The organism is Bacillus sp. PK5-006, assembly GCF_054161415.1.
The window spans coordinates 1,334,943-1,347,466 of the sequence record NZ_CP096414.1 but is presented as its reverse complement, the minus strand read 5'-3'; the positions used below and the strand labels follow the sequence as shown (position 1 = coordinate 1,347,466).

Sequence of the window (12,524 nt, the reverse complement as noted above, 5' to 3'; positions counted from 1 at the left end):
GACAAAAACTTTCATTTTTTCTGAAGGGGTCATAACAGAAAAGGGAAGCGCCTGTTTTTGATCCGACAACCATGTTAAAATATGTCCATACAATTTCTTCTCAATCCGAGTAGATGATCAACTGAGAAAGAAGTGAAACGATGAAAAAGAAGTACCAGATCATTATTGATGATATAAAAAGCAAAATACTCACAGGGGATTATCGGATCGGGGAGCGTATTCCAACCGAATCAAGCCTGCAAGACATGTATCAAGTAAGCAGACATACAGTTCGAAAAGCCATCTTGGAATTGTCCAGCGAAGGATTTTTGCGCAGCGAAAAAGGTTCAGGCACATTTGTAACCAATCAATATCAAACAAAACCTGCGGGACATGCACATATGAAAACGATTGGGGTCATTACAACATACATATCCGATTACATTTTCCCTTCTATCATTCGAGGCATTGAAAGCCGATTAAACGAAGAGAACTATTCCTTGTTACTGGCAAGTACAAATAACGATGTTGAGCAGGAGAAAAAAGCGCTGGAAATGATGCTGTCCTTTGGGGTGGACGGACTTATTGTCGAGCCGACGAAAAGCAATTTATATAATCCAAACATTTCGTACTATTTATCCTTTAAAGAACAGGATGTACCGCTCATTATGATCAATGCCTATTATGAGCAGCTAGAGGTTCCTTTTCTCTGTTTAGATGATGTAAAATCCAGCTATTTAGCCACAAAAGAGCTGATCACCTCGGGTCATCAACAAATTGGACTTATTTCAAAAACAGATGATTTACAGGGAAAATATCGGATGAAGGGCTATATTCAAGCGTTAGGTGAAGCTAAGCTTAATTTCCTGCCTGAGCATGTGCTCTTTTTCGATACAGAATCGAAGCAGCATTTGGGGGAGCAAATTCACACATTCCTGATGGCGCACCAGCATGAGCTGACTGCCCTTGTTTGCTATAACGATGAGGTGGGTTTAGAAGTCGCCAATGTATGCAGCGAAATCGGGCTGTCCATTCCAGATGATCTCTCGATTATTGGACAGGATAATTCGTATATCGCCCAGAAAAATGCCCATGTGAAGCTGACAACACTGACCCATCCTCAGGAGCAAATGGGCCGTGATGCAGCAGACTGGATGATTAAAAAAGTACAAGGAAAAAAGAATCTCCCTGATCAAACGTTTTACGAGCCTGAATTGGTTCCAGGTGAAACGATCAAACGAATAAAATGAGCCCCTACTCCAAGTGGCTCATTTTATTTTAGATTCCAGCATAAGGCGTGAATGGGTCGGATCGCTGAAATGAAAGACATGGGTTTCCCCTCATCCTTAAACAATAAAAATCCCCATCTTATAAAAAGATAGGGGACATATCTATTACGCCTCTTCTTTAGGGGAAGGCACCGCACATACGCCATCTGCACATGCCGCTTCAAACGCATTGTCAGGAGCTTTCTCTGCTTGAGCTGCTTCCTCTTTCCAAGCTGTTTCAAGTGCACGCAGGAACGTATCGGCTGGCTGCGCACCTGCAACTGAATACTTGTCATTGATCAAGAAAAACGGAACAGCATTGATCCCAAACTGTCTCGCTTCTTGTTCATCTTTTCGGACATGATCGGCAAATGCTTCGCCGTCCAAAACTTGCTGCACTTCCTTCACATCAAGACCTGCTTTTTCTGCAATCTCTAAAAGGGTTTGACGATCACCAACATGCTTTCCATCTGTAAAATACGCTTGAAACAGCTCTCCCATAACGAAATCGCCTTTCCCCATTTGACCAGCATATTGTGCCAATCGATGAGCATCAAAGGTGTTTGTCAACACGAGCGGATCAAATTGAAAATCGATTCCTTTCTCTTTGCCGGCCTGCTTCACCTGCTCATTCATCGCCATGGCCTGGCTGCGGCTCATGCCATATTTTTTGACGAGCATATCATGAACGTCATGATCGACATCAACAGGTGCGTGGGGATCAAGCTCAAAGCTTTTAAACTCTATCTCTACCTGATCCTTCTCTGGGAATTGTTCTAGCGCTGTTTCCAACTGTTTTTTTCCTATATAACAAAAAGGACAGGCGATATCTGACCAAATTTGTACTTTCATTTTCATCTTCCTTCCGTGCTTGCACTTTTTCTTTAACGATGTAACAATTATAGTTACATCAAATAGATGATGTCAAGATTCTGTTCTTGATAAATGAAAAAACCTCTCCTTCTAAGAAAGGAAAGGCTTTGAAAATATCTACTCTAAATTTGCATGGTGACCGTACATTGTATGTGTGTCGAGCTCTTTTATTTCCATTAACCTTAAAATGACCGCATCGTATGTCAGAAGAAGCGACTGCTCAAATAGTGAACCCATTGGCTGAATGGTATGATGGTTTCCATCCTGTTGATCCTTCGGTGCACCTGACAATAAGATGACTTCATCCGATAGATCAGCTAAAGGTGACTCAGCAGAAAGCGTGAACGCTGCCACTTTTCCGCCAATTGCTTTTGCCTTTTTTGCAAGGACAAGCAAAGACTCTGTACGGCCAGATCCGCTCCCGACAATCAAAAGATCCTCTTCTGTAAAGGAAGGCGTATTCGTTTCACCAATCACATAAGCCTTGACGCCAATATGCGTAAGTCTCATCGCAAACGATTTTCCCATCAAGCCAGATCTGCCTGCACCTGTCACAAAGACTTTTTGTGCAGATAAAATACTTGTGACCAGGCGCTCTGCTTGTTCGTCTTGAATGGCAGACGAATGATCAGAAAGCTCATTTAAAATGGCTTTCACATAGTCGCTGGTTTTCATGATTGTGCGATCAGCTGCTTCATTTGTGCAGCCACTTCTGCTTTATTGTCCTGGCTTGCGATACCGCCGCCTACAATGATTAAATCAGGGTTTAATTTCACGACTTCAGGTAACGTATCAAGCTTAATTCCACCTGCAATCGCTGTTTTTGCCTGCTTGACAACTTGTTTAATCGTCATAAGATCAGCAAATGAGTTTTGACCAACCGCTTGCAGATCATAGCCTGTATGCACACAAATGTAATCGACTCCAAGCGCATCCAGCTCTTTTGCACGGCCTGCGATATCTTTGATGCCAATCATATCAACTAGAATTTGTTTTCCTCTTGCTTTCGCTTCTTTCACCGCTCCTTGAATGGACATATCTTCTGCCGCTGCAAGAATGGTGACGATATCTGCTCCAGCTTCGGAGGCCTGCTGCACTTCATAGCCGGCAGCATCCATAATTTTCAGATCAGCGAGTACACGTAAATTCGGAAAAGCCTGCTTGACTTCTTTTACAGCACGAAGCCCTTCGTTAATCACAACAGGTGTCCCAATTTCGACCACATCAATGGATGCTTCTACTTCTTTGATCAGCTCAATCGCCTCTGGTATATTCACTAAATCTAATGCTAATTGTAATTTCATCAACTTTCACTCCCGTTTTTCATCTCATCTTCAAGAGCTCCACGGATGATGCATCTTGAACGATGAAATGAGTATAACAACAGGAATGACGCAATGTAAGTACGCACTTTTTTTTTACATACTATACTTTTCCGCATATGGTTACAAAAAAGATACTGTCTTTTGGGCAGTATCTCAGAGTAAAGACAAAGGGCTAAAATAAAGTAATTTTAGCCCTTTGTCTACAATCGGTCATCTTTCTATTTATCATCTTTTAAGAAATTGCTGCCCAGATATTGCTTTCCCCAATCATACATCGCCTCTAAAATCGGCATTAAGCTTTCTCCTAATTCTGTGAGAGAATACTCAACCTTTGGCGGGACGACAGGATAAACCTCCCGATGAACAATGTGATCTTCCTCTAATTCTCTTAGCTGATTGACAAGCATTCTTTGCGTAATCCCAGGCATTAACGACTTTAACTCACCAAAACGTTTTGTTCCTTCTCTGCCAAGGTGCCATAAAATCAGCATTTTCCACTTACCGCCGATAATATTCAGCGTCAGCTCTTTTTCGCAATTGAACACTTTATTTTCCATTCGTGATGACAACAACATACACTCCTTTAATTTCAAACCACTTTATCATTATACTGCGGCAAAAAGAATTGCCCGAGCATACGGTCTTTATTATTGATTTTGTTTTTTGACAAAAGCCATCACAGCCTCTGTCATTTTTTGTGCTTCTTTTGGCGCTCTGTCTGATCCAAACCATTTGTTCAGGTCACTGTGGCTTAGCGTATGAACACGAAAAACAAATCGAGAGCCTTTGTCATGATTCAGTTTTTCAGCAAATCGGTACACCTCAGGATTTTCCCAGCCCGTCACCAAATAGACAGGCGGTACATTCTTTTGATTCATATAAGTGACAGGTGATGCCTTTGTCCAGTTCTCCTTTTGTTTGCCAAAGACTTTTTTGTACGATGGGATGGCTTGTATAAATTGATTGAGGTTTAACGGCCCATCTAAAATCACGATGGAATTGATCGCTTTTGGCGACAGCCCCACACGTTTTAAGTAGGTCGAATCTGTGGCAACCAGCGCCGTCAAATGACCGCCCGCTGAGTGACCCATGACATTGATTTTTGATGAATCAATTTGATATTCATCCGCATGATCCTTCACCCATTTAATGGCGTTTGCTGTATCATCTGCCATCTGCTCGTAATTAGCATCAGGGTGAAGCCTGTAATTCATCGAAACAAACACATACCCTTGACCTGTAAAATAATCAGCCTTTGAAGCGACTCTATTCTTATCGCCGCCTGTCCAGCCTCCGCCATGGAGATAGATCATCACAGGATGCTTCTTCTTTTTGTCTTCATCTTTGCCCTTTGGCATATACATATCGAGTGTTTGCTGTTTATTTTGTGTGTCTGCATAATGGATATTGGTTGTCGGCTTAGGCTGGTTGAAACGGAACACAAAGAATGCGCATACCAATAAACCAGCGATGACCGCCGCAAATAAGAGCCATTTCATGATTCGATTCAATGTCATTGCACCTTTCTATGTTGGGATGGGGAAGCATGAGTAGCAGATATGTAGAGAAACTAGCACGATTCATTTGATACTAGATTCGTATGTGATGTGCAAGAGCAAAACAATTGGTCAAGTCGTAATATTTATTATACTCCTTAAAGTGGTGAAATTCATTGATTTGCTCTAGAGGGTTGACATCGAAAACAGGAATTAGATTCTGGATTTTTCATCTAAAAACCAATGTCATAGCTTATCTCCAAGAGGTTATTTTATCAATGCAATGATTCGTTTTCTTGTTTCTTCATGGTACTGGATATAGGAATGTAATAAAGGATACGATTCAAGGACGTGTTGAAATGATTTGATTTGAGGGTATTGCTCTTCAAATGACTGACGCAGCACGTTTAACTGTTTTTTGGGAATTCGTTTATGATCGATCACATAACTTAAGCTGCCTGTCACAAGAGTGAAAAATTCATAAAAATCATCGGACCACAGACCAGTTTCCTCCTCAAAAGATAGGATCTCTTCAGGGTAATCTGAATGAAAACAATATTGATAGCGCTGCTTCAAATCATTGATTAATGCTGTTTTATCTTGGCTGATGTTCATGGCCTTATGCTCCTTTTATATATAGACATTACTGATAATCATTTCTTTGTCTATCATTAGTAATTGATACTTCCCAATTTAAACCATAAGTAACATTACGAATAATTTGATAAGAATTGACTGAAATATTCATTGAATGTTTTTTGAACCTTCAATAACAGTTCTAACCAATTTGCTAAAACGGAATGATCCTGGGTTTCCATCCTTTTTCTAATAAAATATTTTGGGGACAATCTTTTTTTGATACCATACCTATTACACAAATTTCCAAATTTCTATCTGCTAGAATCGCCCACTGCAAAGAACGGGATAACCAAACCACTATGTTTGAGTTCGTAATTATATTATCCGCTATAGAACCTTTTGGGTGCGTCCATAGTGCATTTACATAATCCTCACCGGAAATGTTCACACTCGCTTTCAGCCAATTGTAATAACCAAACTCCTTAAAATAATAATCAACTGGATCTGGCTTAAGGACTGCGGTCAAAAATTCTCTATCACTTGTTGAATTTAATAAATCCTTGATTGTAGGTAAAATATCATCACTTAATGCCCACTCAAACTCTTGAAACAAAAAACAATCAAAATTTTTACGGAAGACTTGTTGCGGCAGCCTTTTATTTTGTTCAAATACATGATCCACTAAATTCTGATAGAACTTGAATTCTTTTTCTGAACGAATAAATAAGTGCTCAGGCTGGTTCAAGCAAAAGCATCCTTTCTACAACACTCAAGTGATTTCACTATTATTTTCCTAAAACTAAACCATATATCATCATCTTATCAAAATATCACCTTTTATATATAAAAAAAGCATCCTAAACGGATGCTTCAATCAAATGATATTTTTTCAAAATACGATAGGTAATTTCTTTTGCTTCTAGCCCGGTGCCTTCGATATTTGTGGCGAAGATATAGGTTTTGTTTTCATGTTTGATGAAACCTACGTACCAGCCAATGCCTGAGCCGGAGCCTGTTTTTCCGTATAGGGTGGCATGTTTCTCTTCTTCTTGTATCATCATTCGTTTGACGGTTCTCATGACAGATAGGTCAAATGGGAGACTTTCTTCATATAGCTGTTTGAGGAAATGGACTTGTTCTACTGGAGAAATGCGCAGCGAACTGCTTAACCAAAATTGATCGATTCCGCCAGATATGTCTTCGTTCCCATAATGAATGGCTTTCACCCAATGACTCATGCGTTCTTCTCCGATGTCACGCGCCATGGCTTGATAGTACCAGACGACTGAATCTCTCATGCCAGAGCCCAGTGTATGATCCTTATTCCAGTTATCAATCTCTCTTTTTACTCCGTCCCAATATTTGATGTCATATTCATCTCTCACTGCGCCTGTTTGGAGTCCGATGAGGGCATTTGCCACTTTAAATGTTGATTGTGGGGCAAAGCGCTTGTTCGCTCTTTTTTTGTTATACGCCCATGGCGATTTTTCTTTTACTTCTTGGATGACAAATGTGCCTTCCCGGTCTTTCATGAATTCATCTACTGACCACGCTGGTGATGTTCCCTCACTTGATGAAGGCTGGCCGATACAAAGTGCCATCAACATGAAGCCTGAAAACAGCCATTTCATATGCTTTTTCTTCAAAAAAACCGCTCCTTTTCCTATGATTTGTATCGATTGTAGCATGCCTGAGTGATGAGACATAAGGTACGCTTGTCCTCTTTTCTGCCAAATAAAAAAAGCCGGTTTCATCCGGCTTTCTGATCATATTAGCTTTCTTTTTTCTCTTCTATGGCCTGCCTCGCGATTTTTGAAATGGTCATATCATCCATTGGCGGGTTATGGAGCCCAGCACGAATATCTCGATAGTAACGCTGCAGCGGACAGTCTAGGCTCAAGCTTTTTGCACCGACTAAACGCATGGCTTTATCAACCACTTGCAGACTATGATTTACGACTGTATGCTTCACAGCACCGAATTCATTGATTAACAGCTCTCTTTTCTCAGGCTTTTCATACAATGTTGTCGTTGAATAGATGACGTGGCGTGCTTGCTTTAATAGTAAATCAATTTCGCCTATCAGTGTTTGGACATTTGGCAGGTCACTAATCGTTCCGCTGATACTGTTCGGCGAATGTGTGATGGCATACTGAACTGCATAATCTCTTGCCGCTTGCGCAATCCCCAAATAACAGGAAGGGATATGTGCGATCCAAGGGTTTAACGTACCGCCCCGAGGTCCTTTTTGCACTTCAACAAGCATGTCATCTGAAACCACAACTTGATCTAAGATTAAATCATGACTTTCTGTTCCTCTCATGCCAACAACATCCCATGTTTCTTCTATAGAAACACCTTCTGTATCACGGTGAATTAAGAAGAAGCCCATCGCCTCTTTTTCTTCAATCCATACGCCGACTAAAAAGTATGTGAGAGCTGGTGACATCGTAGTGAAAATTTTACGTCCGTTGATCACCCAGCGATCACCTGATTTCATCGCTGTTGTCCCAGGCTTGCCGCCTCTTGTTGGACTGCCTGTCTGCGCCTCACTTACAGCGCGGTTGACAAGGGCGCCCTTCTTCACTTCTTCCGCAAAGAATTGCAGCTGCTTCTCATTCCATAGTTTCTTTTCATAAATTTCACCAACAACTCCTTGGTGCCAGCCAATCGATAAGGCAGTTGCTCCGTCCATGCTGCCTAGGGTTTCTTGAAATAGAACCATATCCGTTACAGATTGACCCCCGCCTCCATATTCAGCGGGAAGAGACAGGGCTGTATATCCCATGTTTACTAATGATTCGATATTCTGTTTAGGAAAATAAGCGCCTTCATCATGTTTTTTTGCGTTTTGTTCGATCGTTTCACGAAGAGATTCCAGCTGATTAAGCCATGTTTTTTGAAAATCGGTATCGACAAATAATGCTTTAGACAAAACGTATCCAACTCCTCTGTTTCTTACAATCTATGATATCTCATTTTTCCAATTGGAATGAATAAAACACACTTTACTTATAGGATTTAATGTGTTAAATTTTATCAATATTAAGTACATCTGTCAAAGGAACGTGATGCTTTTATGATCTCAGCTACTAATCTACATAAATCTTATGGGCAGACCCATGTGTTAAAAGGCATTGATTTCACCGTACAAGAAGGTGAAGTGGTCGCAATTATTGGACCGAGCGGATCAGGAAAAACAACACTTCTCCGCAGTTTAAACAGCCTCGATATTCCAGACAAAGGAGAGCTGACTGTTGGAGAAGCCACGATTCAATTTGAACGATATCATAAAAAAGATCTTTTAAAACTAAGGCAGCAATCTTCCATGGTATTTCAGCATTATCACTTGTTTCAAAATAAACGCGCACTTGAAAATATTACAGAGGGATTGATTGTGTCCCAAAACATGTCTAAAAAAGAAGCAGAAAAGGTTGGAGAGCAATTTTTAGAGCGGATTGGACTGCTTCATAAAAAGGATGCATTTCCAAGTGAATTATCTGGCGGTCAGCAGCAGCGGATTGGAATTGCCCGCGCTCTTGCGATGAATCCTGCGGTGCTTTTGTTTGATGAACCAACGTCCGCATTGGACCCAGAGATGGTCGGAGAAATCCTTGAAATGATCAAAGATATTGCGAGCCAAGGGATGACGATGGTCATTGTGACGCATGAAATTTCGTTTGCAAAGGACGTAGCGGATACGGTGATCTTTATGGCAGATGGGGAAATCGTTGAAAAAGGCTCACCAGAAGACGTCCTCATGAAGCCTCAGCATGAACGAACAAAACAATTTTTATCCAGGATTCATCGCGGAATGTGGCAAGGATCGGAGGAAGACATATGAAGCAAAAGACAGCATTCATGACAGCTGGTGTCCTTCTGATTCTCCTCTCTCTGATTGGCTGCAGCAGTGTGAAAACAACAACAGATGATGGAAAACAAATTGTAAAAGTCGCACTGAGTGCAGAGGTCAATCCACCCTTTTTAGCCACAAATGACCGAAACGAACCGATTGGCTATAACATTGATTATTTAAATGAAGTGGAAAAAAGACTTCCGCACATACATTTTGAATACATCTTTGGCGAAGAAGAATCCAACCTTATTGGTGTTGGCGCTGGGAAATTTGAAATGGCAGCTAATTGGTTTTTCAGTAACCCTGAACGTGAAAAACGGTTTCTTTACCCTAAAGTTCCGTATGGCTATTCGATGACAGGATTAATTGTGAATGAATCAAACCGGGATATTCAATCGCTTGACGATATGACATCTAAAAAGCTGGCTCCTGTCAGTCCTAGCGGTGGATTACGTTCCATTTTAAATCAATATAATGAAGAACATGATCCAGATATTCCGCTGACAACCATTGAAAGCCCTTCAAATGAACTCAACTTAAAGCGCGTTGAAAGCGGACGTTCCGATGCGGCCTTTATGAATATTTCGACCTTTGATACCATTCAAAAGCATCTGAACCTGAAGGTCAAAGTGGGCGGGATTGTGTCAAAGGAGCCGATCTATCTTGTCTTACAGCCAAGTCAAAAACAGCTTGCAGCAGATTTGGACCGGGTTACAAAAGAGATGATTGATGATGGAACATTGCCTAAGCTTGCCAAAAAGTGGTTTGGGGTTGATTTCTTTCAAGATATTGACTACATCTCAGAGCAAGGCTATCAATATGAAGAAAGGAAGGAAGCATCATGACGTTTACAGCTGGAGATTGGCTGCGAATCTTTTTACAGGTGCTTGAACGCCTGCCACTCACTTTTCTCATTATTGCAGTGTCTTTGTTTTTCGCCATCATAATAGGGCTCTTATTTGCATGCATTCGTATTAAACAAATCCCAGTGCTGAAGCAATTGGCTATTATTTATTTATCTTTTACACGAAGTACGCCATTAATTGTTCAGTTGTTCTTGATTTATTTTGGCCTGCCCCAGCTTTTACTTGTGGCAGGGATTCAAATCAATCATTGGGATCGTGTGTTATTTGTGATGATGACGTTCTCTTTACATACGGGGGCTTATTTATCTGAAGTTTTTCGCAGTGCGTATTCGTCTGTTGGGAAGGATCAGCTGGAAGCCGCCTACATTGTTGGGATGACAGATACACAGGCCTTGATCAGGATCATTATCCCGCAGGCCTTTCTCATTGCCCTGCCAAACCTCGGAAATTACACCATTGATCTTGTGAAAGACACGGCGATTGCCTTTACGATCGGACTCATCGATATGATGGGACAGGTGAAGATCATCTTAGGAAATAACTATGGAATCGGCATGTTTGAAGTGTATGTGATCATTGCGATTGTGTACTGGCTCATTTGTATGAGCATTGAACTAGTCACCATGCTGCTTGAAAAGAAATTTGTAAAAGGCCGCACCAGCCTGTCACGTTAAGGAGGCGATTTGATGCAAACCATTGATATTCCATTTGCGATTGACCAAGTACCACATATTCTAAAAGGTGTTCCTTTCACCTTATTAATTGCACTAGTTTCCATGGCTGTGAGTCTTGTGATCGGATCTGTTTTTGCTTTCATTCGTCTCTTTCGCATCCCTGTACTCAGACAGCTCGTTACGCTCTACGTCTCCTTTTTTAGAGGTACGCCGCTTATTGTTCAACTGTTCGCTTTCTTTTATGGGCTTCCTTTTGTTCTAAGTAACATGAGCGGCACATTTGGGCTGACCTTTCACCCGGATATGGTCTCCCCATTAGCCGTTGCTCTTATTACCTTCAGCCTGCATTCAGCCGCTCATTTAACAGAGGTGGTCCGAAGTGCACTTCTGGCAGTAGACAAAGGGCAGCTTGAAGCGGCAAAAATTGTAGGCATGACCACACGTCAGGCGATGATACGCATTATTTTACCGCAGGCATTTGTTGTGGCCTTACCAAACCTAGGCAATCAGCTCGTTCAGCTATTAAAAGCGACATCTCTTGCGTTTACAATTGGGGTGCTCGAAATCATGGGTATTTCCCGGATCATTGCAAATGACGGCTATCAGTTTTTAGAAACTTATCTCGTCTCTGCTTTGATCTATTGGATGCTGAGCATTGTCTTTGAATTAGCCTTTGCATTATTAGAGAAACGTGTCAGCGTATACGGAAGAACTCTCGGACGTTAAAAAGTCGATCAGGCACAAAAACCTGATCGACTTTTTTATTCACCCTTTTTTGGTGTGTTAAACAGTTCTTTTGGTGCGGGTTTGAGCTTTGGTGCAGAGCCGAAAACGACAGGTGCAGAAATATATCTGAACTCTCCTTTTCCATCCATACTGCGACCATGTGCCCATCTGCCTTGCTTACTTTCTTCCCCTCTTGAGAAGTTAAACAAGTCATAGGATACTTGCTGTTTTTCTAATGAACGAGGGAAGGTGGTTGGTACGACGACATCCCCTTCTCGCTCTTCTAATTCTTTAATTGCCGCAAGCCACATATTTTGATGATATGTATCACGAGCAATGAGGAAGGAGAGCATATCTTTGACGCCGCGGTCATCTGTCATTTCGTAAAGTCTTGTCACCTGAAGACGGCCCTGTGATTCTGCATTTAAATTGGCCCTGAAATCAGCCATTAAATTTCCGCTTGCAATGATATACTTGGCATTCCAAGGATACCCTTGACTATCCGCTGCCATCGCCCCTAAACCGGCAACAATTGCATGCTGCGGATTCATTCCGCCCATAACAGCTGCAAGTGCTGGATCACTTTGATACGCCTGTTCCTGTTCTTTTACCGGTGCTTTATCAAGTAGACGTGCGATCATTGTCGCCAGCATTTCGACATGACCAATTTCCTCTGTCCCAACATCAAATAATAAATCCCTATATTTTTGGTCTGCCCGGCAATTAAACCCTTGAAATAAATATTGCATCATCACACTGATTTCACCATATTGACCGCCTAATACTTCTTGCAGCTTTTTCGCGTAAAGCGGATCAGGTTTTGAGGGCTTTGCTTCATATTGCAATTCTTTGATGTGATAAAACATGATGTCATCTCCCTTA

General features: G+C 41.4%; 15 protein-coding genes. 5 read left to right on the top strand and 10 right to left on the bottom strand.

The window, feature by feature from the left end:
- Nucleotides 1-140: 140 nt before the first annotated feature.
- Nucleotides 141-1,229, top strand: coding sequence for a GntR family transcriptional regulator (locus M1D84_RS06900; protein ID WP_024423077.1), 1,089 nt, complete (start codon nt 141-143; stop codon nt 1,227-1,229).
- Nucleotides 1,230-1,373: 144 nt separating this feature from the next.
- Here M1D84_RS06900 and M1D84_RS06895 read toward each other — a convergent pair whose 3' ends face one another.
- From M1D84_RS06895 to M1D84_RS06855, 9 genes are all read right to left on the bottom strand, one after another.
- Entirely contained in the window at nt 1,374-2,099 is a 726-nt protein-coding gene (locus M1D84_RS06895; protein WP_024423078.1) for a DsbA family oxidoreductase, read from the bottom strand.
- Between the two features lie 138 nt (nt 2,100-2,237).
- Nucleotides 2,238-2,795 (bottom strand): 6-phospho-3-hexuloisomerase, encoded by a 558-nt coding sequence (gene hxlB / locus M1D84_RS06890; RefSeq protein WP_024423079.1) that lies wholly within the window; start codon nt 2,793-2,795, stop codon nt 2,238-2,240.
- Complete coding sequence (gene hxlA, locus M1D84_RS06885; protein ID WP_024423080.1) at nt 2,792-3,424, bottom strand: 3-hexulose-6-phosphate synthase; 633 nt, start codon at nt 3,422-3,424, stop codon at nt 2,792-2,794. The genes hxlB and hxlA overlap by 4 nt, the downstream gene beginning before the upstream one ends.
- Before the next feature lie 239 nt (nt 3,425-3,663).
- Nucleotides 3,664-4,020, bottom strand: coding sequence for a winged helix-turn-helix transcriptional regulator (locus M1D84_RS06880; RefSeq protein ID WP_029706158.1), 357 nt, complete (start codon nt 4,018-4,020; stop codon nt 3,664-3,666).
- Nucleotides 4,021-4,092: 72 nt separating this feature from the next.
- The gene (locus M1D84_RS06875; RefSeq protein ID WP_029706160.1) at nt 4,093-4,962 is read right to left on the bottom strand and encodes an alpha/beta hydrolase; all 870 of its coding nucleotides are present in this window, start codon (nt 4,960-4,962) and stop codon (nt 4,093-4,095) included.
- A 246-nt stretch (nt 4,963-5,208) separates the two neighbouring features.
- Complete coding sequence (locus M1D84_RS06870; RefSeq protein ID WP_024423083.1) at nt 5,209-5,556, bottom strand: YxiJ family protein; 348 nt, start codon at nt 5,554-5,556, stop codon at nt 5,209-5,211.
- 175 nt (nt 5,557-5,731) lie between these two features.
- Nucleotides 5,732-6,265, bottom strand: a complete 534-nt coding sequence (locus M1D84_RS06865; protein ID WP_238549980.1) for a hypothetical protein — start codon at nt 6,263-6,265, stop codon at nt 5,732-5,734.
- 112 nt (nt 6,266-6,377) lie between these two features.
- Nucleotides 6,378-7,121, bottom strand: a complete 744-nt coding sequence (gene blaBPU, locus M1D84_RS06860; protein ID WP_458106464.1) for a BPU family class D beta-lactamase — start codon at nt 7,119-7,121, stop codon at nt 6,378-6,380.
- Between the two features lie 170 nt (nt 7,122-7,291).
- Nucleotides 7,292-8,455, bottom strand: a complete 1,164-nt coding sequence (locus tag M1D84_RS06855) for an acyl-CoA dehydrogenase family protein (RefSeq protein WP_024423085.1) — start codon at nt 8,453-8,455, stop codon at nt 7,292-7,294.
- A 144-nt stretch (nt 8,456-8,599) separates the two neighbouring features.
- Here M1D84_RS06855 and M1D84_RS06850 point away from each other — a divergent pair, with 144 nt between their 5' ends.
- From M1D84_RS06850 to M1D84_RS06835, 4 genes are read left to right on the top strand one after another with little or no spacing between them, the layout of a single operon-like run.
- Nucleotides 8,600-9,364, top strand: coding sequence for an amino acid ABC transporter ATP-binding protein (locus tag M1D84_RS06850; RefSeq protein ID WP_024423086.1), 765 nt, complete (start codon nt 8,600-8,602; stop codon nt 9,362-9,364).
- Nucleotides 9,361-10,221 (top strand): amino acid ABC transporter substrate-binding protein, encoded by an 861-nt coding sequence (locus M1D84_RS06845; RefSeq protein ID WP_122631832.1) that lies wholly within the window; start codon nt 9,361-9,363, stop codon nt 10,219-10,221. Before M1D84_RS06850 ends, M1D84_RS06845 begins: the two co-directional genes overlap by 4 nt.
- A complete protein-coding gene (locus M1D84_RS06840) occupies nt 10,218-10,916 on the top strand; it encodes an amino acid ABC transporter permease (protein WP_122631831.1) in 699 nt (232 codons plus the stop codon). The genes M1D84_RS06845 and M1D84_RS06840 overlap by 4 nt, the downstream gene beginning before the upstream one ends.
- A 12-nt stretch (nt 10,917-10,928) precedes the next feature.
- A complete protein-coding gene (locus M1D84_RS06835) occupies nt 10,929-11,642 on the top strand; it encodes an amino acid ABC transporter permease (RefSeq protein WP_122631830.1) in 714 nt (237 codons plus the stop codon).
- A gap of 35 nt (nt 11,643-11,677) precedes the next feature.
- Here the strand turns inward: M1D84_RS06835 and M1D84_RS06830 are convergent, their stop codons facing one another.
- Nucleotides 11,678-12,508 (bottom strand): manganese catalase, encoded by an 831-nt coding sequence (locus tag M1D84_RS06830; protein WP_122631829.1) that lies wholly within the window; start codon nt 12,506-12,508, stop codon nt 11,678-11,680.
- Nucleotides 12,509-12,524 lie beyond the last annotated feature (16 nt).

What these genes read in the sequence shown, in the direction of transcription:
- M1D84_RS06900 (WP_024423077.1), top strand. Translation starts at nt 141, where the DNA reads ATGAAAAAGAAGTACCAGATCATTATTGATGATATAAAAAGCAAAATA.
- M1D84_RS06895 (WP_024423078.1), bottom strand. Translation starts at nt 2,099, where the DNA reads ATGAAAGTACAAATTTGGTCAGATATCGCCTGTCCTTTTTGTTATATA.
- hxlB (WP_024423079.1), bottom strand. Translation starts at nt 2,795, where the DNA reads ATGAAAACCAGCGACTATGTGAAAGCCATTTTAAATGAGCTTTCTGAT.
- hxlA (WP_024423080.1), bottom strand. Translation starts at nt 3,424, where the DNA reads ATGAAATTACAATTAGCATTAGATTTAGTGAATATACCAGAGGCGATT.
- M1D84_RS06880 (WP_029706158.1), bottom strand. Translation starts at nt 4,020, where the DNA reads ATGTTGTTGTCATCACGAATGGAAAATAAAGTGTTCAATTGCGAAAAA.
- M1D84_RS06875 (WP_029706160.1), bottom strand. Translation starts at nt 4,962, where the DNA reads ATGACATTGAATCGAATCATGAAATGGCTCTTATTTGCGGCGGTCATC.
- M1D84_RS06870 (WP_024423083.1), bottom strand. Translation starts at nt 5,556, where the DNA reads ATGAACATCAGCCAAGATAAAACAGCATTAATCAATGATTTGAAGCAG.
- blaBPU (WP_458106464.1), bottom strand. Translation starts at nt 7,121, where the DNA reads ATGGCACTTTGTATCGGCCAGCCTTCATCAAGTGAGGGAACATCACCA.
- M1D84_RS06850 (WP_024423086.1), top strand. Translation starts at nt 8,600, where the DNA reads ATGATCTCAGCTACTAATCTACATAAATCTTATGGGCAGACCCATGTG.
- M1D84_RS06845 (WP_122631832.1), top strand. Translation starts at nt 9,361, where the DNA reads ATGAAGCAAAAGACAGCATTCATGACAGCTGGTGTCCTTCTGATTCTC.
- M1D84_RS06840 (WP_122631831.1), top strand. Translation starts at nt 10,218, where the DNA reads ATGACGTTTACAGCTGGAGATTGGCTGCGAATCTTTTTACAGGTGCTT.
- M1D84_RS06835 (WP_122631830.1), top strand. Translation starts at nt 10,929, where the DNA reads ATGCAAACCATTGATATTCCATTTGCGATTGACCAAGTACCACATATT.
- M1D84_RS06830 (WP_122631829.1), bottom strand. Translation starts at nt 12,508, where the DNA reads ATGTTTTATCACATCAAAGAATTGCAATATGAAGCAAAGCCCTCAAAA.